Raw genomic sequence first — 19,861 nt, forward strand, 5'->3', positions numbered from 1 at the left:
TCCAGGGGTGCCGCGACTCTGAATGGATGCCCCGAGTCGCATCCGATGCCGCCGCCCACATCGGCGGACTCATGGCAGCGCACCGCAAGCGTCAGGGCATGACGCAGGATCAGGTCGCCGTGCTCAGCGGGATCGATTCATCGAACGTGCGCGCGTACGAGACCGGTCGGTCGATGCCGAGCATCCAGTCGCTCATCCGCGTTGCGAAGGCTCTCGGCGTCCAGCCCGGGGTGCTTCTCGAGGACCTCGAACCTGACATGTTCGCGGCCAGAGCTGAGGGCGGCGGTCGGACAAAGGCCAGTTGAGCTCACTGCAGGCGCGAACCGAGGCTTGTGCGTCGCCTGCTTGGCGTGGGCTGTGTGGCCGGGCGTCCCATCCGATCCAGCATTTGGACAGCGCATACCTGGCTCGCGTCTCTCGGGGTGGGTGATGCACGTCACGGCGTCTCGTTCGCCGAGGCGTGTCTTTGTCACTCCCGCCCCCACACGCGAAGTGGCACCCGGATCGGCAGCTGGATGTCCGTGTCGTGGTCGTGGTCGTGGTCGTGGTCGTGACGAGGTACGAGTCGTTGCGCTGCTCGGCATTGTGGGGATGCGAAGCGCGTACACACGTACGAATGTGTGCGCAACATCCTTTGCTCTATTCTTCGTCGCCCGCAGAGTTATCCACAGGCCAATACTGAGAATGAGTTATCCACTGATCGAACAAAGTATCTATACTCGTGCGCCACCAGCCCATAGAATCGGTCCCATGAAAGGTCTCCTCGACGCGGTGCAGCAGGCCCTGGATGCCGTGCGCTCTGTCTCGAGCGGACGGGAAGCCGTCGACCTGGCCGCGGCTGAACTCGTCGCTGTGGCCGACGCGTTGGGCATGCTGCGACGCACCGTGGATGCGGCACTACTCCCGGTAGCGGCGGAGATCGCCCGGCAGTCCCGTCCCGAACTCGGCCGTGATTCCCTCGCGAAGCAGCAGGGCTTTCGAACACCAGGAGCATTGATCGCCACGACGACGGGTACGAGCACTGGTGAAGCGGTCCGTATGGTCGCCGTGGCGGAGGCGACCGCCCCACGGGTGATGCTCAGTGGTGAGATCGCTCCGGCGAAGCATCCGCATGTCGCCGCGGCGGTACACACCGGCACGCTGGGCACACTGGCGGCAGCCGCGATGATCAGCATGCTGGATCGTGTCGCGGCGCGCACCGATCCCGCATCGCTGGACGCGATGGAGGCCAGACTCGTGGATGCCGCGCCTGGGTTGTCGATCGATCGGGTGCACACCCTGGTGAACCGTGCGGAAGCTCTTCTCGACCCCGACGGTGTCGAGCCGCGAGAAGAAGAATTGCGGGCCGCGCGTAGTGTGACCATCCGACAGCGTCGCGACGGGACGATCCATGTGGAGGGCACTTTCGACCCGGAGACGGGTGCCCCGATCGTCGTCGCGGTGGAGGGAATAGTCAGCGGGATGCTTCGCCGACGTGACGACGGCACCAGCGTGGCAGAGGTCGACGAGCGCACTATCGCTCAGATGCGAGCCGATGCGTTGTCGGAGATGTGCAGCCACATCCTCGGTTGCGCGACCGTCCCGACGGCACCGAGCGCGACGGTTGTCGTGCGCGTGAGCCTGTCCGATCTCCAGACCGGTGATGGGTTCGCCACGATCGACGGAATCGCGCAGCCGGTGTCGGTGAGCACGGCACGGCGGATCGCCGCCGACGCCCAGTTCATTCCGTGCGTGCTCGGCGGGGACAGCGAGATCCTGGACTGGGGCCGCGCGAAGCGGGGATTCACCAGAGCGCAGAAACTCGCCCTGGCCGAGCGCGATGGCGGATGCGCGTTCTGCGGACTGCCGCCGGCGATCACCGCGGCCCACCACATTCGATGGTGGACACGGGATGCCGGCCCTACCGACCTGGACAACGGCATCCTGTTGTGCACCAGTTGTCACCACCGGATTCATGACGACGGATGGGAGATCCGCATTCAGGATTCGCCTCCGACGGAGAACGCGACGGCGGGGGTGCACGGGAACGCGACGGAGAACGCGACCAGGAACGCGACACCCCGCGCGGTGTTGTCCATGCGTTCCGTCGAGTCATCACCGCGCACGTTCCGCACGGCATCGAAGGTCTGGTTCATTCCGCCAGCGTGGCTGGACCGATCACGCACCCCGCGTCTCGGTGGCCGCGGTCGATACGACCTCGTGGCATGATCGGGTTGCTGGACGTGGCAGAGCTTGTCCCGCGGGCGGGCGGGCGGGCGGTGGAGGAGCCGGAGTTTTCGGCCAGCACCCGAGGACGGACGGCCCTTCCGCGTCTTACGCTGTGGTCGGTCGCTGCCACGGATCGACGTTCGCCGCTCGCGCTTGCCACGGTGCCTGCAACGCTGTCCAGCTTCCAGGGAGCGGCTTCCGCACCCGTCTCCTTCGCCCCGCGTCACGGATCGGCTTCAGCGTCCATTTCCTGGCGTTCCGCCCCCGCGGACAGACTTTTGCGTCTGTTCTCCCCGTCGCGCTGCCTACCCTCCGATTTCGCGTCGACATCCTGGCGCCCGCTCACGAACCGAAGCTCGCGGACCGTCACCCCGCCCGCGGACCGAGGCTTGCTGACCGCTGTCGGGGGACCAAGGGTCGACCTCCGCGCCCCCACCCGAACCGGCACTCGACGTCCGCTGCGCCCTGACCGGCACACGACGTTCGCCTATCGCCGACCGACGACAATAGAACCCATGGCACGAACGGTTCGAGGCGCACGCATCCTGATCACCGGCGCGGCGAGCGGCATGGGCAGGCTCTACGCGGAGCGCGCCGTGCTGGAGGGTGCGAAGTCGGTCGTTCTGTGGGACGTGAACAAGGCGGCGTTGGGTGAGCTCGCGGAGTCGCTGAGGACCGTCACGGAGCCGGGGACCGTGGTGTACCCGTACGCGGTCGACCTCGGGGAGCTCGGCGCCATCGCGCAGACCGCGCACAAGGTGCGTCGTCACGCCGGTGATCCGGACATCATCATCAACAACGCCGGCATCGTGCGCGGCGCGCTGTTCTGGGAGCACGACAACGGCGACGACACCCGCAAGATCATGCAGGTGAACGCGCTCGCGCCCATGTACGTGACTCGGGAGTTCCTGCCCGCGATGATCGAGGATTCGTACCGCGCCAAGCGCATCGTCAACATCGCATCGGCCGCAGGGCTGTTGTCGAACCCGCGGATGAGCGTCTACGCGGCGTCGAAGTGGGCCGTCGTCGGCTGGAGCGATTCGTTGCGGCTGGAGCTCGAACGCGAGGATCACAGCAACGTCAAGGTCACGACAGTGACCCCGAGCTACATCGACACAGGCATGTTCGAGGGTGCGCGCGGGCCGCTGCTCACCCCGATCATGAAGCCCGAATACGTGGTGGACCGCGTGTGGGATGCCATGCTCGCCGGCCGTCCGATGCTGATGCTCCCGAAGTCGGTTGCCCTCGCGAAAGCGCTCAAGGGCATCCTGCCGACGCGAGCGTGGGATGCCATCGCCGGCCCGATCTTCGGCGTGTACTCCTCGATGGACGACTTCGTCGGCCGCCGCTGAGGGTTCCGGCTCGCGCGGCCGGGCCTGGGCGCGTGGGCCCATCCGCGCCAGGAATTCGCTCTTGCGCCAGGAATGCTGGCGCGGAAGCGAAAACCTGGCGCGATCAGGTCTCAGGTCTCGGGTCTCAGGTCTCGGTCTCGGGTGGGCTGGTTTCGACGAGTTCAACCAACGGTCGGTGAACCTACGTCCAGCCCCGAACGGTCCAGCGGTCCGTGGGCCTACGTCCAGCGCCGAACGGCCGAACGGTCCGTGAGCCTAGGTCCAGCGGCGCACGGCCCAGCGTTCGAAGAGGCCGATGATGGCATCCGTCAGTTTGCCGAGGATGGCCAGCAGGATGATCGCCAGGAACAGGCGGTCGGTACGTCCGTTGTTCTGCGAGTCGCTGAGCAGGAATCCGAGTCCCATCGAGGAGGCGATGAGCTCGGCGGCGACGAGGAACAGCCACGCCTGAGCGAGCGCGAGCCGCAGACCGGCGATCACCGACGGCAGCACGGCGGGCAGCTGCACGGTGGTGAAGAGCCGCACACCCGACAGACCGAACGCGCGCCCCGCTTCGACGAGGTGCGTGTCCACGTGCCGCAGCGATCCGGCCACCGTCGTATAAACGGGGAAGAACGCGCCGATCGCGATCAGCGTGATCTTGGACTCCTCGCCGATGTGCATCCACAGGATGAGCAGCGGCACCCACGCGAGCGACGGCACGGCACGGATCGCTCCGAGCGTGGTGCTGAGGAAGATGTCCCATACCTGCGACAGCCCGACCAGCGCACCGACGACGAGGCCGAGCGCGCCCCCGATCGCGAATCCGATCAGCACGCGCTGCGTCGAGATCGCGATGTATTGGCCGAGCAGGCCGCGCTGCGCGAGATCCACGGCGGCCTGCACGACCATCACCGGCGCCGGGAGCTGCGCCGCTGTGAACAGTCCGGAGGTCGAGAGCACCTGCCAGACGACGAGGATGGCGACAGGCAGCAGCGCACCGCCGACGATGCGCACCCATCGGCGCGACGTGAAGCGTGGGCGACCGTCGGCCGTGTCGCCGGACGCCGGCCTCATCCTGTCGACGTCCGGGCCGTTCTCGACGAGAAGGGCGACCTCTGCATCGACTCCGAGGATGGGCCCGCCGCTCTGCTCCGTCATCGTGGATGCTTCCTTCGGGTTCGAGTCATGTCATGTCATAGCGGGGCGGGGCGGCGCCGCGGATGCGGTCGCCTACTTGCCGACGACCTTCGCGATCGCGTCGGGGTCGGCGTTCTTCGCGTACTTCGGCTCGAGCAGCGTCTTGAGCGCGGTGTCGATGTTGTCCTGGCTCGCGACGTCGCCCGTGGAGACGAACACCGGACCGACCTTCTTCAGCACCTTCAGCTGCGCGGCGCCCGGGATCGGGGAGACGTCCAGATTGGTGCGCTCGTCGATCACGGTCTTCGCCACCGGAAGGTCGATGCCGGCGACGTCGCTGAGGATCTGCGCCGTCTGGTCCGGGTGCTTCTGTGCCCAGGCGCGTGCGTACTCGTACGTGTTCACGACGGTCTGGGCGACATCCGGCTTGCTCTTCAGGAAGGATTCGGTGGCGTTGAGGAATCCGTACGTGTTGAAGTTCACGTTGCGGTAGATGAGCTTGGCGCCCGACTGCTGCGCGTTCGCCATGATCGGGTCGAGGCCGGACCAGGCGTCGACGGATCCGTTCTGCAGCGCGGTCCAGCCGTCGGCGTGCTGCAGGTTCTGGATCGTGACGTCCGTTGGCTTGAGGCCCGCGGCATCCAGAGACTGCAGAAGGAAGAAGTAGGGATCGGTGCCCTTGGTCGCGGCGATCTGCTTGCCCTTGAGCTGCTTCACCGATGTGATCGGCGAGTCCTTGCCCACGACGATGGCCGACCACTCGGGCTGTGAGTAGATGTCGATCGTCTTGATGGGCGAGCTGTTCGCTCGGGCGAGGAGTGCGGCGGAGCCCGCAGTGGATGCGATGTCCGCGGATCCGGTGCGCAGCAGATCGTTGGCCTTGTTGGAGCCGGCGGACTGCACCCAGTTCACGGTGATGTCCTGCTTGGCCAGCGCCTTCTCCAGCCAGCCTTCCTTCTTGATGACGAGGCTGAGCGGGTTGTAGGTGGCGAAGTCGATGGTGAGCGTGCCGCCCTTGGTGACGTGGCCGGACGCCGCAGGCGTGCTCGCCGCGGCGGCCTGCGAGTCTTCGCCGGCGACGCATCCGCTCAGGGCGAGCGTGAGGGCGGTGGCGCCCGCGGCCAGGGCGGTGATGATGCCGAGCTTCTTCTTCATCGGTGGTTTCTCGTTCCGTGTGCTGTGTTCGGGTTCGGGTCTGTCGTGCGTGCTGGGTGGTGCCGGTCGGGTCGGATGCCGTGACTCGCCGTGGCGTGCCCCCGCGCGTCCCGCAAGCGGCCGGCCTGTGTCGATCGCCTCAGGCCTCGAGGCTCTCGCGCGAGGACCGAGCCGCCAGGTCGGTCGGACGATGCCCGGATGCCCAGGCTTCGGCTTGGATGACGGTCGTCAGTCGCTGGTGGGATGGCCGCGCGAGGCAGGATGCCGCCGCGCGGCTAGCGCATGCGTCCGGTGGCGCCTGCCAGTCCGGCGGAACCGCGCTGGTCGTTCCGTTCGTGCCTGTCGACACCCAGCCCGGCCAGCAGCTCGGCGCGGAGCGCCGCGAGGTCGGCGTCGCCTCTGTCGCGCGGGCGCGACCCCGGCACGGTGACCAGCTGCCGGATGCTCGCACCGGGCCTATCCTCTCCCTGCCCGTCGGAGTCGCGTCCGAGCAGCACGATCCGGTCGGCCAGCTGCAGCGCCTCGTCGACGTCGTGCGTCACAAGCAGCACCGTGGTCGGCTCGGCGTTGTGCACGTCGAGCAGCAGGTCCTGCATCTTGAGGCGGGTCAGCGCATCGAGTGCGCCGAACGGCTCGTCGAGCAGCAGAACGCCCGGGTTGCGGGCGAATGCGCGGGCGAGGGATGCGCGCTGGGCCATTCCACCCGACACCTCGCGCGGGCGCAGGCCGGCGGACGCCGTGAGCCCGACCAGGTCGAGGAGGCGGGCGACGTGGTCACGTCCGGTGCGGCGATCGGATCCGCGCGGCAGTCCGAGCGCCACGTTGTCCGCGAGGCTACGCCACGGCAGCAGACGGGGCTCTTGGAATCCGACGGCGCAGCGCGGGTCGAAGCGGGTCACCGAGGTGCCGCCGATACGGACGGATCCGGCGGTCGGAGTATCCAGCCCGCCGGCGATGCGGAGGAGTGTGGACTTTCCGCATCCGCTCGCACCGAGGATGGCGATCACCTCGCCGGGCGCCACCTCGAGCGTGACGTCGCGGAGCACGGGTTCGGCCACGACGACGTCGCCGCGGCGTGCGCGCTGCGGCGGGAACGTGCGGCCGACACCATCGAACACGATGGGCAGGGCACCGCCGGCGGCGCGCTGTTCCGCGCGGACCGCTGTGGGCGCAGCCGTGGTCGACATGGGAGAACCTTCAGGTGGGAGGGATGATCGACTGTCGCGCCCCCTGGCGACGTCGTCCCTGCGACGCTATCGGCGGTCACGCTCTGCGCCACGCCGCTCCGTAACTGTTCGCAACACTCAGCGTTCGGATAGTTTCCGATGGCGCGACAGCCGGTGGATGGGATGGCGCAACGGTGCGGCGCTATAGGCCGTGCTTCGCCAGCCAGCCGGTGAGCACGGCGTTGAACTCGTCTGGATGCTCCACGCTCGACAGGTGCGCCGTGTCGCTGAAGATGTATCCCTCGGCGCCGGGCACCGCGTCGACGAGGAACGCCTGCGAAGCCAGCTCGAAGGAGAGGTCGAACTCGCCAACGGTGGCGAGCACGGGCATCCGCAGGTCCGCGATGCGGTCGTAGGCGGGCGGCTCGAGCGGAACGGAGATGGGCGCCTCCGCCCTGTGCACGATGTTCGGGCGGTTCAGCCCGTACGCGGTCTCGACGAACCCGGGGTCGAGCGTCGACTCGTCGCGTCGGGGACCCACCACCCACAGGGCCGTCTCGAGGCGTGTCATCCGCTCCCAGTCCGCGTCTTCGTAGGCGTCGTCGAGGGCGTCGAACGCGGCGTCCTCCTCGTCGGTGAGCTCGGTGTCGGGGAAGCCGCTCGGACCGGATCCGACGGTCGCGACACCCGCGACGACCTCGGGAGACTCGAGCGCGAGGTCCAGAGCGACGCGTCCGCCGCGCGACGCGCCGACCACCGTCGCGCGCGCGACGCCGAGGTGCTCGAGCACGTCGCGTGCATCGGCGCGGTCGGTGAACTTCACGTCGTCCGTGCGGGTCTGGCCGTAGCCGCGAGTGTCGAACCGCACCACGTAGTGGTCCCGCGCGAGCACCGGCACGAGAGGGTCCCACATGCGCAGGGTGGCGCATCCGGCGTGGATCAGCAGCACGCTTTCAGCGGATGCCGGCCCCTCGGCCTCGTAGTACAGCTCGGCACCGGGCACGCTCAGGTGTGGCATGTGTCGAGCCTAGGCTTGTCGGGTGACGGGCGTGCTGATCGGATTCGGGATCATCGCCTTCGTCATCCTCGTCGGCTACCTCGCCGGGCGCTTCGGCCTCGGCGGACCGTCCACCGGATACGTGCTCAACCGCGTGGCCTTCTTCATCGCGAGCCCCGCACTTCTGTTCACCGTGCTCGTGCACGCGGATCTGCACGATGTCTTCTCCGCGAACCTCCTCGTGGCAGCGGTGTCGTCCGTGGTCGCAGCCCTGGTCTTCGTGGTGGTGAGCAGGCTCTTCTTCCCGCGTCCCGCGCCGGAGACCACGATCGGTGCGCTCGGAGCCGGATACGTCAACGCCAACAACATCGGCCTCCCCGTCGCCGTCTACGTGCTCGGCAAGGCTGCGCTGGTCGCGCCCGTTCTGCTGCTGCAGCTCATCGTGTTCGCGCCCGTCGCGCTCGCGGTGCTCGACACCACGTCGCACGGCCGGGCATCCTGGCGCAGCGTGCTGCTGCAGCCGGTGCGCAACCCGATCATCCTGGCCTCCGTGCTCGCGGTCGTGATCGACCTCACCGGATGGCGCGTCCCGGATGCCGTGCTCCAGCCCCTCGAGATCCTCGGCGGCGCGGCGGTCCCGCTCGTTCTGCTGGCGTTCGGGATCTCGCTGCGCGGAGCACGGCCCCTGCGCGCCGCACACGAACGGATGCCGATCGTCGCGGCATCCGTCGGCAAGGTCATACTCATGCCGCTTGTGGCATGGGCCGTCGCGGCATTGCTCGGGCTGCATGGCCACGCACTGTTCGCGGTCGTCGCGCTCGCGGCGCTCCCCACAGCGCAGAACGTGTTCAACTACGCCAGCCGCTACCAGCGCGGCGAGGCGATCGCTCGCGACACCGTGCTCATCACGACGATCGCTTCGCTGCCCGTGCTGCTGGTGATCTCGGCGCTGCTGGCCTGAGCGCGGTGCCGCATCCGCCGTTCGCCCGATGCGACGGTGACAGGATCGATGCATGCCCGAGTCGCCGCACGATCCCGCCGGCATCGCGGATGCCGTCATCCTCGACATCGGCGAGACCGTTCTCGACCGCACCCGCGAGTACGCGGCCTGGGCCCGGTTCTTCGGCGTGCCGGCGCACACGTTCTCCGCAGTGTTCGGCGCGATGATCGCGCGCGGACACAAGGTGGCCGACGTGATCGAGTACTTCGGCGCGGTGACGGGTTCGGCAGCCGTCGACGGCACGGCCGGTGATGAGCTTGCCGACTCGCTCGGTTCGGCGCCGTCCTACGCGGAGCTTCTGGCGGCTCGGCGCGAAGCAGGGCTCGACGTCGGCATCACCGAGGACGATCTGTACCCGGATGTCCGCCCCGCACTGGCAGCGCTCGCCGCCCGCGACATCGTGGTCGGCATCGCCGGCAACCAGCCGTCCCGCACGAGCAACCGTCTGCGCGCCCTCGACCTGGGCGCAGCATTCATCGCCTCCTCGACGGACTGGGGCGTCGCGAAGCCGGATCCGGAATTCTTCCGCCGTGCTGCCGCGGAGGCGGGGGCCTCTCCGGAGCGGACCGTGTACGTGGGCGACCAGCTGCGCAACGACGTGGTCGCGCCGATGCAGGCGGGATTGCTCGCTGTACGGATCCGCCGCGGCCCATGGGGATTCATCGAGCACGACGAAGCGATCGAAGCGTCGTGCTTCGCGGTGGTCGACTCGCTCGCGGAGCTTACCGAACTGCTGACCGGGGGTGCAGGATCCGCACCTGAGGCATAGCGTTGCCTGTGAAAAAGCACAGACGACGCGGCCAGTGTGGTCCGCACGTGCTGCCCAGGTTCCCTCTTCAAGGGCGCACGGGAAGGAGTCGCGATGCTGCAAACCTCACTCCGACTGCCGGCCAGAGAAGCGAAGCCGCGTGCGCGCGGGCGCACGATGATGATCGACGGTGGGCTGCCGACCGCGCAGTTCGTGGACACCGTCGAGAGCCACAGCGATCTGGTCGACGTCGTCAAGTTCGGCTGGGGCACCGCCCTGGTCACCGCCCAGTTGACGTACAAGATCGATGCGTTGCTGGCCAACGGCATCGACTTCTACTTCGGCGGCACCCTGTTCGAGAAGTACGTCTCACAGGGCATGTTCGATCAGTGGCGCCGCTTCGTGGACGAATACGAGGTGCGGACGGTCGAGATCTCGAACGGCACCATCGCCCTTTCGAACGAGCGCAAGGCCGACTACATCGCGCGGGTGGCATCCGATTACCGCGTCTACAGCGAGGTCGGCTACAAGGAGTCCGACCGTTCAGAGACGATGCGCCCCGAGCTCTGGGTGCGCTACATCAACGAGGACCTCGCCGCCGGTGCCCACACCGTCATCACGGAGGCCCGCGAGAGCGGTAAGAGCGGCATCGCCCGTTCCAACGGCGAGCTGCGCTACGGGCTGATCGAAGAGATCCTGGAATCCGGTGTGGACGTCGACCGCCTCATGTTCGAGACGCCGACGAAGGAGCTGCAGAACTACTTCATCCGCCGGATCGGACCCAACGTGAACGTCGGCAACATCGCGCACTCCGACCTGGTGCCGCTGGAGACGCTGCGCCTCGGCCTGCGCAGCGACACCCTGCTTGCGCTGGACGCCGCCGTCGACGAATCCTTCGACCCCGCCACCCACCCCGAACCCGCACTCCGAGGAGACATCCATGCGTGAACCCCGCGACGCCTTCCACCTCGCCATCCCGGCCAAAGACCTCGACGAGGCGTACGACTTCTATGTGAAGGGTCTCGGCTGCAAGCTCGCTCGCCGTTACGACGACCGCATCACGCTCGACTTCTTCGGTGACCAGGTGGTGTGCCATCTGTCGCAGAACTACGACCCGAACCCGAGCATGTATCCGCGGCATTTCGGCGTGACCTTCCGGGAAGCGGATGACTGGCGCCGCCTCGTCGCGCTCGCCCGCACCCGAGAGCTCGAGTTCTTCGTCGAGCCGTTCCACCGCTTCGAGGGCAAGGTCGAGGAGCACGAGTCCTTCATGCTGAAGGATCCGTCGGGCAACCTGCTCGAGTTCAAGTACTACGCCGACCCGCGGATGATGTACTGACGGGCTGTCCCGCCCGCCTCGAAGCCCCGCGAGACTAGACGTCTGCGATGAGGCTGGCGCTCACGCGGCTGGTCTCGCCGCAGACGTCTAGTCTCGGCAGGTGTGGGATGCAGACCTCGGGGCCGCTCAGTTCATGCAGTCCTTGGTCGCGTCGTCGACGTAGGCCGTTATCGAGGGGCCGAGATCCGTGCCTGCGGTGGCCGCCGTCGTGGTGACCGTCTGGCGCAACGCGCTCAGAGCCGAGGCCTGGTCGGCCGTGAGGATGGGAGCGCACCGCTTCTGGATGGCATCCGCGAAGTCCGTGAAAGTCTGCGGGATGTCGCCGGCAGCTCGGTCTGACGCGGTGCTGCCCGGCCCGCTTGTGACCGCGGCCCAGAGCTGCTGCAGCGAGGCCTGGTCTGCCGTCAGCGGCTGATTCCCCGCAGTCGGCGCCGGAGACGGATCCAGCACGCCGGGCTTCAGCGGCGGGACCGTGTGCATCACGCCCTTCGACTGGCTGTCGGCCTGGGCCGCGGATTGGCCGTCGCTTCTGGCCGCGGCCGGGCGTGACGGCGTCGGGCTGGAGCACGCGGTGAGGAGCGACGCGAGAGCGACAGCGGTCAGGACGGCGGGGAACGGCGCCATCCGCCCGACTCGCCGCGCTCGGACTCGACCTGCCGGATCCTCGTGGTGCGGCATCCTGTGCTCCCTCCGTGCGTGTTCGAGGTGTCGCTCCGACGCCGATCGCGGAAGGGGACCGACGAGACTCGACGGCCGCACGACAGCGCACGGTGCAGCCGACGCTCGACATTACCGCCGCCCTGAGGGATCTCGGGTGTGTTCCCAGCACCCTCGGTTGTCCCGTTGTCCCGTTGTCCCGTTGTCCCGTTGTTCCGCGGTCCCGATTCCCGCCGTTCCGCTGTCCCTTTGTGTCGCCCGGGATCGGGCGGGGCGACACAAAGGGACAGCGGAACGGCGACGCGGGGTGCATTCGGGCCGGAGGCGACCATGGCAAGGACGGGAATGATGACGACACGAGCATTCTCGACGCGGTGATCGCGCGCTGGGTGCGGACGCAGCGGCGGGGGCGCGAGTAGGGTCTGGGCATGATCCGTCGGTGGGGAACAGCGGTCGGACGTGCCGCGCGCTGGGTCGCTGGGGTTGTGGCGCTGGTTGGTGGCGCGCAGAACGGCGGACGCAGTGGCGATGAGTCCGCGGCGCGGATGTACCGGCAGCCGCAGGACGAGTACCGGCCGTAGGCGGCGCCGCACCGAGAACAGCAGGTGTCGTCGAGGACACTAGGAATTCTGCTGTTCTGGACGCGAGAGCGCGGACACTGCTGTTGGCAGCCGGGTCGGGAGGACCGCCGGGTCCCGAGGGCGGCTCGGTCGGGATGGCGGCTGAGTCCTGAGGGCGGCCGGCGTCGGGATGGCGGCTGAGTCGGGAGGGCGGCCGGAGCCGGAGGACAGCCGGAGCGGACAGGCGCCTCAGACCTCCGTGATGCGCCCGTCGTGCATCTGCAGCACGCGGTCCGCGCGGGCGACGACGACCGGATCGTGGGTCGTCACGACGACCGCGGACTCGCCCGAACGCGCGAGCCCGTGCAGCACGTCCGTGATGGTCGCGGCGGTGGCGGAGTCGAGGGATCCGGTCGGCTCGTCGGCCAGCACGATGCGGCGCGGACGCACGATGGCCCTGGCGATCGCGACCCGCTGCTGCTGGCCGCCGGAAAGCTGGTCGGGCCGTTGCTTCGCCTGATGGCCGAGACCGACGGCATCCAGGGCGTGGGCGACGAGACGATCGCGCTCGTGCGGATCCTCACGGGTCAGTCGGAGCGGGACCTCCACGTTCTCGGCGGCGGTGAGTGCGCCGAGCAGGCCGAAGTCCTGCGGGATGGTCGCGATGTCCGCTCGGCGCAGCCGGGTGAGCTCGGTCTCGGTGGCGGATCCGAGGTCCAGACCGAGCGCCTCGACCCGACCGCCGGTGGGACGCACGAGGCCGGCGAGCAGAGAGAGGAGCGTGGTCTTGCCGGCGCCGGATCGGCCGCGCACCACGACGAACTCGCCGGGCTTCACGCTCAGGTCGACGTCGGCACAGGCATCCACGGTCTGGATGCCGCTGGCGAAGCGTCGCGATGCGCCCTGTGCGATGAGGACGGGTTCGCCGTTCATCGGCCGTTCTCCTCGGTGTCGTCGGATGCCGCTGCGCCGTCGGGTGCCTCGGATCCCGCTGCGTCGGCGGACTCTTCTGCGTCGGACCCTGCGTCAGATCCTTCTGCGTCGAACCCTGCGGCGTCGGACCCCGCGGTGTGATCGGAAGCGCCGCGACTCTCGCCCGCACTCGGCTTGCGGTGCCTGGGTGCTGCCGTGGTGCTGACGTCGAGCGCGGGTGCGGCATCAAGGGCGGGATCGGCGACGGGCGCGGCCGGGGCACCGAGGTCCGGCGCGGGGGCGGAGGCGTCCGTGATCGGTGGCGCAGCGGAGGGCCCAGGCGCCGACGCTTGTTGCGGCACGTGTTCGCCTGTGCTCGGGGTGTGCTCCGCGTAGACGCCGATGTGGTCGTCGTGCAGCTCGAGGCGGGCGCGGTCCCTGATGCCCAGGTGCGATACGTACTCCTTCGGCAGCTGCATGCGTCCGACGGAGTCGACGACCGTGAACTCGCGCGCAGGGAGCCCTGTGCCGAGCACGTCGTCGTCGCGGAGCACTTCGCTCGAGATCCGTCCGTCACGGATCTGAATGGTGCGCCCCACGTGCTCCGACACCGTCGCGTCGTGCGTGACGATGAGCGTCGTGGTGCCGAGCTCGCGGTTCACGCGCCGCAGGATCTCGAGCACGTCGGCGCTCGTCGCGTCGTCCAGCTCGCCCGTCGGTTCGTCGGCGAGCAGCACGGACGGCTCGTTGACGAGCCCGACCGCGATCGCCGCCCGCTGCCGCTGGCCGCCGGAGATCTCGGCCGGACGCCGGTCGGCGACATCTCCGAGGCCGAGCAGGTCGACGAGGTCCGCGGTGCGGGCATCCACGCCGGCGACGGTGCTGCCCTTGCTGCTGCCGGTCATTCCCGTGCCGAGAGACCTGGCGAGGTGCAGGTTCTCGGCGACGGTGAGGTACGGAATGAGGTTGCGCTCTGTCTTCTGCCACACGAATCCGACGACGCGACGCCGATAGCGCAGACGGTCGGCGCGGCTCAGCGCGTGTGCGGGCATCCCGGCCACCATCGCCGTGCCGGCCGTCGGCTTGTCGTGCGCCGAGAGGATGCCCAGCAGCGTGGACTTGCCCGACCCGGATGCCCCGACGATCGCCACCAGTTCGCCGGAGGCGATGTCGAGGTCGAGACCCTGCAGCGCCTGCACCTCGACGTCCTTCGATGCGTAGATGCGCACGAGGCCGCGGCACACGATGGCGCCGCCCGGGTGGCGTCCGGTACCCGGAACGGCAGGTGCCGTAGCGGATGCCTGTGCCCGCGTCATCCGCGCCGCTGATCGTGACGTCATGCTTGCCTCCTTGGGGCGGCTTTCGATCCGGCAGGTGTCGAACTCGCGGGTGTCGAACTCGCGGGTGTCGAACTCGCGGGTGTCGAACTCGCGGGTGTCGAACCCGGGGACGTCGAACCCGCGGGCCTCGAACCCGCGGGCCTCGAACTGCGGGCGGATGCCTTGCCTCGCCGTGTCCCGGTCCCGTCCCCGTCGTCCAGCGTCGCGCGGCGGTCCACCAGTGCCGGCACCACGCCGGCGACGACGGCGAGCACGAGGATGGATCCCGCGGCAGCGAGGATGGGGACCCAGCCGATGACCACGGTCGCGGCGGATCCGGATCCGGTCGACACGATCGCCGGCAGCGTCGGGATCGCGATGAGCACGCCGAGCGCGCATCCCACGACGACGCTGACGATCGCCACCGGAACCGTGATCCACGCCGCCACGATTCCCGGCGCCGAGCGTTCGAAGCCGAGCGTGCGCAGGGTGACGGTCCGGAGGCGGCGGGCACGGGCATCCGCCACCGACGATGCCGCGAAGGCTGCGGCCGCGCACGCGACGCTCAGCACGATGCCTGCGATCGTGATGCCGAGGAGTCCGGGCACGATGACCGGGGCGACGCTGGACGGACCCGACGCGTTCGTGCCGCCCGTCGTGACCGTGACGCCCAGGGCGCTGGTCACGAGCACCACGGACAGCACGCCCATGCTCGTCGCGACGACGGCGGCGGTGACCATCCAGGCGACGCCGGTCGTCGCCCTCGCCTCGGTCAGGCCGACGAACGAGGCGGCCCTACCCCGTGAGGGCAAGCCGCCGCGCAGCATCCGAACAAGCAGCGGGAAGAGCCGGAGAACCACGGCGGCACCCGCCAGTGCGAGCAGCAGAGGCGTCAGCACGACGAGCGGATCGACACTCGACTCGCCGCCTGCCACGCCGCCCTCGACGACCACGACCAGAGCCGCGGCCGCGAGGACGACGAGCGCTGCCTGGCCGATCCAGCTGAGTCGTTGCGCCGCGGACTTCGCGGCCGCCGGGAGGCCGTCGCCGGCCAGCACGAAGCATGCGGCGGCGGCCGGGGCGATGAGCGCGCACACCACGACCGTGAGTACCTCGCGGGTGCCGAAGGCGAACGGGACCGACGGATCCACGCCCACCGGAACGGCCACCAGCGCGATCCCGACGACGCCGCCGACGAGAGCCGCGGGAACGGCGGCAACGGCCAGCTCGGCGGCAGTGCGCAGGCCGAGTGTCGCCAGCGAGGCGCCTCTGGTGCGCATCAGGCTGCGCACGGAAGCCCTGGATGCCACGAGAAGCCGCACCGTGAGCAGCAACGTCAGCAGTGCCACGCCGGCGGCCGCCGCCATCGTCAGCGCCACGATCGATGACGAGGCGAGCGCTGTCACCGAGAACGCGGAGAGGATGCCGGGCAGCGACGACGACAGCCGAAGAACATGTCCGTCCTGGGTGCCGTCGTGGATGGGCTCCGGGTTGGTCAGGAACAGATCGAGTCCGTTCTGCAGGTCGGGCAGCGTCGAGAGCGCGACGGCGTCCCCGTCGACCGGGAACCAGGACTCGATGCTGTTGCCGGGGAACCGTCCGCCGATCTCGTCCCACGAGTCGGCGTTCACCCAGATCACCGCGCGCCGGTACTGCTGTCCGTCGCTGTTGGTCTGCACGACGATGCGCGCGCGTGTCGTGTCCAGCGCCCAGTAGTCGCTTTCGGTCTGGCGCGGCCGGATCGTTCCCACCAGCTTCACGACGCGGTCGAACGGGGAGTGGAAGATGTGCTGCGTCTCGCCGAGGTGCCAGCGCAGTGCGCTCGCGGCGTCAGCGGTCATCACGACTTCCACCGGACCCGTCGCCGAGGCGGATTCCCGGGGCCAGCGGCCGGAGACGAGCGAGGCATCCGCCTTCAGGCCCGGATACGCCTCCACCGAGAGGATCTGCCCGCCCGATGGAGCATCCGGGGTCTTCGACGAGTTGAATCCGGGGTCGAGGCCGCCGCCCTGGACGGGGCTCGCGATGCCGGTGAACCGACCGGATCCGACGACGTCCCGCAGCTCGGACGGCATGCTCGACGTGGCGTGACGCAGGGTGGCGGGCATCGCGTTCCAGGTCGGCGCGATCGTGTACTCCGAGGTGCCGGGCTTCGACGGGAGCCGGTGCTGCGCGTCGATCTCGGAGATCAGGTCGCGCGACGGCGCTGATGCCGACGACACGGTGTGCCGCAGGTTGCCGTCGATGAGCCGCTCGGTCAGCCGAGGTGCTCCGACGGCAGCCAGCGCGATCACGGCCACGAGCACCCCGAGCACCACGAGCCGAGCGGCCTGGTCCACCAGCGACCGGCGGAACACCGAGCGGTCGGATGCCCGCCCGCCGCTCACGACGCACCCTCCAGCTGGTCGTCCGGGCTCTCGGCGGCCCGCAGCGTGAGCCGATACTGTCCCGCGATGAGCCCGGCGACGACGACCGCGAGCGCGCCGACGAGGATCACGAGGCCGAGCCCGTCGATCGCGATGCCGACGGGCAGCACGTCGGGTGCTGCGGGCGCCGACGTGCGCGCGACGGCGCCCGCGATCAAGGGGATGGCGAGCAGCCCGGCCAGCCCGCCGGCGACGAGCGCGAACGCGACGGCACCGCCCGACTCAGCGACCCGGATGCCCGCCTGCCGCTTCGACTCGACGCCCAGCGTGCGCAGCACCTCGATCTCCGGTCGCCGATCGCGCTGCAGCGCCGCGACGGTCGCGGCCACTGTCAGCGCGGCGAACGCGGCGGCTCCTGCTGCGGCGAGCCACAACGCCGTCGCGGACGCCCGCACGAATCCGGCCTCGAGCACCGTGGACGGGCGGGTGATCGTCACGCCGTGAAGGCCCCACGCGCCGCGGACGACGACGGGATTCGCGGTCCAGGCCTCGAGCACGGTCGGCGGCTGCTGGGATCCGGCGAAGTACGCGGCCTGCAGCAGCGGGAGGTCGGCGAGCATCGCAGCGCCGCCGGTGGTGCCCGGTACGACCGGGATGATCCGCGCGACCTTCGCGGTGAAGCTCGCCACCTGGCCGTCGACGGCCGTCGTGTCGCCGACACGGAGTCCCGTCTGATCGGCGAGGCTCTGGCTGATCGCCACGGGAGCGCTCGCGGATCCGACCGGCATCACGCGCACCAGCTCACCGCCGACCGATGCCGGATCCACCAGCGGCAGGCCCGCGCCGATCGTGGTCGTCGCGGTGGTCGAAGCCCGGTCGCCGAAGATGTCCGGACGCGCTGCCCACTTGGCCGTCGAGGCGGCGACCGCCTTGCCGTCCACCTTGAGGTCTTTCAGGGCGACGGTGACATCCGTCGCGATGACGTCCGACTGCACACCGACGTCGGCGGCTGCCACCGTCCACGGCCCGCCGGATGGCAGTCGGACCGACACCGTGCTGTCGTCGCCGACGAGGGTCTGCGGCACCGAGACGGGAGCGGCATCGCCCGCGGGATCCACGAGCCAGAGCGTGATCGTCGCCGTCGGCGCCGACGCTTTCGGCGTGTCGATCGCCCAGGTGCCCGACGACTGCAGCACGGCGGTCAGCGTCGAGCCTGAGGTCGACGCCGAGCCTGAAGCCGAGCCTGAAGCCGAGCCAAGGACGACGCCCGGCAGCTTCTTCGACGCGATCGACGACTCGATGCCTGCGGAGTCCAGGCGGCGCTCGTTCACCGGCACGATCGTCGGCAGCTCGGACGCGCGCATCCCGACCACGCTCGTCGCGATGTTGCTGATCATGCCGGACGACCGCAGCACCGGCGCCACCGGAGCCGACGACGGATCCGCGCTCGCCGCGCGACGGAGACCGGCCGGCAGAAGATCCTGAGAGCTGGAGAGCAGCGGGTCGCCGTCGACCGTGATCCGCGCCGCGCCGCCGTTGGCGAGCCGAGCGGCGTCGTCGAGGAACGACTCCGACGTCGCCGTCGCGCCCGCGGCGAGCGTGCCTGTTGCGACGGCCAGGGCGACGAGCAGCACGGGAGCCGCGAGGATCCCCGAGCTCTGCGCGATCTGCCTGCCGGTCAGCGCGGTGCCGAGCGTGCGGCCGCGGGCGAGACGTGCGGCGACGAGACGTCCGAGGGGGGCCAGGAGCGCCGCGGCCACCGCTGCCAGGGCGCAGAGCACCACGGTGGGAGCTGCCAGCGCGAGGGGATCGCGGATGAGGGATGCGGCATCCGCCGCCTCCTGATATCGCCAGGTGCAGATGGCGCCGAGCACGACGAGCACGATCGCGACCATGCCCACCGTGGATGCGCCGCGCCGGCGCGCGTCGTCTCCCGCGAGCGGACGGACCGCGGCCGGCACCGCCGTCGCCACGAGCGCGAGCACGGCGAGCAGCAGCGCAGCGACCGGAGGGACGACCACCTCGGCGACTCCGACGGGAAGCCCGAGCAGCAGGGCGAGCACGAGCTGCGCCACGATCGCACCGGCCACGACGGACGGCACCGCGACGGTCGCGCCCTCGAGCAGTGACCGACCGACCATGCGAGTCGAGGATGCGCCGCGCAGCCGCAGCAGGCGATCCTCCGTCGTGCGCGCCACGACGAGCAGGTGCCCGAGCATCGCGACGGCGACGGCGCCTGCGACGGCGAGGATCCCGAGCGGCACCACGATCGTCTGCTCCACCACCTGCACGGCCTGGGCGATGGTGGCGATCGTCGTCGCGCCCGCTCCGGTCGCCGTGGCACCGCCCGCCGACGTCAGCGCGTCGTCCACGCCCGGCCCGAACACGGTGAACCCGTGTTGCAGCGCCGCCAGATCCGCAGGGAGCACCTTCGAAACGACGGGCGTCACCGTCCAGCGCAGTGCGTCGCCCGAGGTGGTGCGTGCCACGTGCACGGGTGCGGATCCGAACTCCCGTGCGATCAGGGCATCCACGCGGCTTCGCTGCGCCGCGTTCACCCGCGACGCATGCGCCGTCACGGTCTCCGAGCGCTCGGCGAGCGACGCGCTCGCCAGCGCGTGACGCACCTCGGATGTCGGCGCCCGCCCCCACAGACCGCCCGCGGCCGAGAGCAGAGCAGCCAGCACGAACACCGTTGCGCCGATGGCGACGAGCAGGGGCCGACGCCGCGCAGAGCGCGCCCGCCAGAATGGCTCGCCGCTGATGGCCGTCTCCTCGCCTCGGGTCCGTCACGCGGGCCGACGAGAGGGAGGATCCTCTGGGCGGGGGCGATCAGGCAGAATCCGCCCGAGTCTAGCCCTCGCTCGGGGGACCGAGAACCCTTGTTCACCCCCGTGCTCAGGCGAGCAGACGCGCCCGTCTCTCGATCACAGATCCCCGGGCCCCATGCGAGCACCGTGCCG

Annotated in this window: 17 protein-coding genes; 8 read left to right on the forward strand and 9 right to left on the reverse strand. The window is 69.7% G+C overall.

Going from position 1 to position 19,861, the window contains the following annotated elements; genetic code table 11:
- Positions 1 to 26: 26 nt before the first annotated feature.
- From ACX9R5_RS04525 to ACX9R5_RS04535, 3 genes are all read left to right on the forward strand, one after another.
- Complete coding sequence (locus tag ACX9R5_RS04525) at positions 27 to 305, forward strand: helix-turn-helix domain-containing protein (RefSeq protein ID WP_459407801.1); 279 nt, start codon at positions 27 to 29, stop codon at positions 303 to 305.
- A 445-nt stretch (positions 306 to 750) separates the two neighbouring features.
- A complete protein-coding gene (locus ACX9R5_RS04530) occupies positions 751 to 2,208 on the forward strand; it encodes an HNH endonuclease (RefSeq protein WP_459407802.1) in 1,458 nt (485 codons plus the stop codon).
- A gap of 515 nt (positions 2,209 to 2,723) precedes the next feature.
- Complete coding sequence (locus tag ACX9R5_RS04535) at positions 2,724 to 3,560, forward strand: SDR family oxidoreductase (protein ID WP_459407803.1); 837 nt, start codon at positions 2,724 to 2,726, stop codon at positions 3,558 to 3,560.
- Positions 3,561 to 3,815: 255 nt separating this feature from the next.
- Here ACX9R5_RS04535 and ACX9R5_RS04540 read toward each other — a convergent pair whose 3' ends face one another.
- The 4 genes from ACX9R5_RS04540 to ACX9R5_RS04555 form a co-directional block, all read right to left on the reverse strand.
- Positions 3,816 to 4,700 (reverse strand): ABC transporter permease, encoded by an 885-nt coding sequence (locus tag ACX9R5_RS04540; RefSeq protein ID WP_459407804.1) that lies wholly within the window; start codon positions 4,698 to 4,700, stop codon positions 3,816 to 3,818.
- 72 nt (positions 4,701 to 4,772) lie between these two features.
- Positions 4,773 to 5,834 (reverse strand): aliphatic sulfonate ABC transporter substrate-binding protein, encoded by a 1,062-nt coding sequence (locus ACX9R5_RS04545; protein WP_459407805.1) that lies wholly within the window; start codon positions 5,832 to 5,834, stop codon positions 4,773 to 4,775.
- Positions 5,835 to 6,109: 275 nt separating this feature from the next.
- A complete protein-coding gene (locus tag ACX9R5_RS04550; protein ID WP_459407806.1) occupies positions 6,110 to 7,021 on the reverse strand; it encodes an ABC transporter ATP-binding protein in 912 nt (303 codons plus the stop codon).
- A gap of 181 nt (positions 7,022 to 7,202) precedes the next feature.
- Positions 7,203 to 8,018, reverse strand: a complete 816-nt coding sequence (locus ACX9R5_RS04555; protein ID WP_459407807.1) for an alpha/beta fold hydrolase — start codon at positions 8,016 to 8,018, stop codon at positions 7,203 to 7,205.
- A 22-nt stretch (positions 8,019 to 8,040) separates the two neighbouring features.
- Between ACX9R5_RS04555 and ACX9R5_RS04560 the strand changes: the two genes are divergently transcribed.
- The 4 genes from ACX9R5_RS04560 (at position 8,041) to ACX9R5_RS04575 (ending at position 11,084) form a co-directional block, all read left to right on the forward strand.
- On the forward strand, positions 8,041 to 8,958 hold the full coding sequence (locus ACX9R5_RS04560; RefSeq protein ID WP_459407808.1) for an AEC family transporter: 918 nt from the start codon (positions 8,041 to 8,043) through the stop codon (positions 8,956 to 8,958).
- Between the two features lie 52 nt (positions 8,959 to 9,010).
- The gene (locus ACX9R5_RS04565; RefSeq protein WP_459407809.1) at positions 9,011 to 9,766 is read left to right on the forward strand and encodes an HAD family hydrolase; all 756 of its coding nucleotides are present in this window, start codon (positions 9,011 to 9,013) and stop codon (positions 9,764 to 9,766) included.
- A 93-nt stretch (positions 9,767 to 9,859) separates the two neighbouring features.
- The gene (locus ACX9R5_RS04570) at positions 9,860 to 10,693 is read left to right on the forward strand and encodes a phosphosulfolactate synthase (RefSeq protein WP_459407810.1); all 834 of its coding nucleotides are present in this window, start codon (positions 9,860 to 9,862) and stop codon (positions 10,691 to 10,693) included.
- Positions 10,686 to 11,084 carry a VOC family protein gene (locus tag ACX9R5_RS04575; protein ID WP_459407811.1) on the forward strand — a complete coding sequence of 133 codons (399 nt, stop codon included), beginning with the start codon at positions 10,686 to 10,688 and terminating at the stop codon, positions 11,082 to 11,084. Before ACX9R5_RS04570 ends, ACX9R5_RS04575 begins: the two co-directional genes overlap by 8 nt.
- 126 nt (positions 11,085 to 11,210) lie before the next feature.
- Here ACX9R5_RS04575 and ACX9R5_RS04580 read toward each other — a convergent pair whose 3' ends face one another.
- Positions 11,211 to 11,708, reverse strand: coding sequence for a hypothetical protein (locus ACX9R5_RS04580; RefSeq protein WP_459407812.1), 498 nt, complete (start codon positions 11,706 to 11,708; stop codon positions 11,211 to 11,213).
- A gap of 461 nt (positions 11,709 to 12,169) precedes the next feature.
- Here ACX9R5_RS04580 and ACX9R5_RS04585 point away from each other — a divergent pair, with 461 nt between their 5' ends.
- Positions 12,170 to 12,322: a hypothetical protein gene (locus ACX9R5_RS04585; RefSeq protein WP_459407813.1), complete on the forward strand. Its 153-nt coding sequence runs from the start codon at positions 12,170 to 12,172 to the stop codon at positions 12,320 to 12,322.
- Between the two features lie 228 nt (positions 12,323 to 12,550).
- Here the strand turns inward: ACX9R5_RS04585 and ACX9R5_RS04590 are convergent, their stop codons facing one another.
- From ACX9R5_RS04590 to ACX9R5_RS04605, 4 genes are read right to left on the reverse strand one after another with little or no spacing between them, the layout of a single operon-like run.
- The gene (locus ACX9R5_RS04590) at positions 12,551 to 13,234 is read right to left on the reverse strand and encodes an ABC transporter ATP-binding protein (protein ID WP_459407814.1); all 684 of its coding nucleotides are present in this window, start codon (positions 13,232 to 13,234) and stop codon (positions 12,551 to 12,553) included.
- Positions 13,231 to 14,553, reverse strand: a complete 1,323-nt coding sequence (locus tag ACX9R5_RS04595) for an ABC transporter ATP-binding protein (RefSeq protein ID WP_459407815.1) — start codon at positions 14,551 to 14,553, stop codon at positions 13,231 to 13,233. Before ACX9R5_RS04595 ends, ACX9R5_RS04590 begins: the two co-directional genes overlap by 4 nt.
- Entirely contained in the window at positions 14,550 to 16,919 is a 2,370-nt protein-coding gene (locus ACX9R5_RS04600) for an FtsX-like permease family protein (protein WP_459407816.1), read from the reverse strand. Before ACX9R5_RS04600 ends, ACX9R5_RS04595 begins: the two co-directional genes overlap by 4 nt.
- Positions 16,916 to 19,585, reverse strand: coding sequence for an FtsX-like permease family protein (locus tag ACX9R5_RS04605; RefSeq protein ID WP_459407817.1), 2,670 nt, complete (start codon positions 19,583 to 19,585; stop codon positions 16,916 to 16,918). Before ACX9R5_RS04605 ends, ACX9R5_RS04600 begins: the two co-directional genes overlap by 4 nt.
- Positions 19,586 to 19,861: the final 276 nt, after the last annotated feature.

The sequence above is a fragment of the Rathayibacter sp. CAU 1779 genome (genome assembly GCF_054551755.1).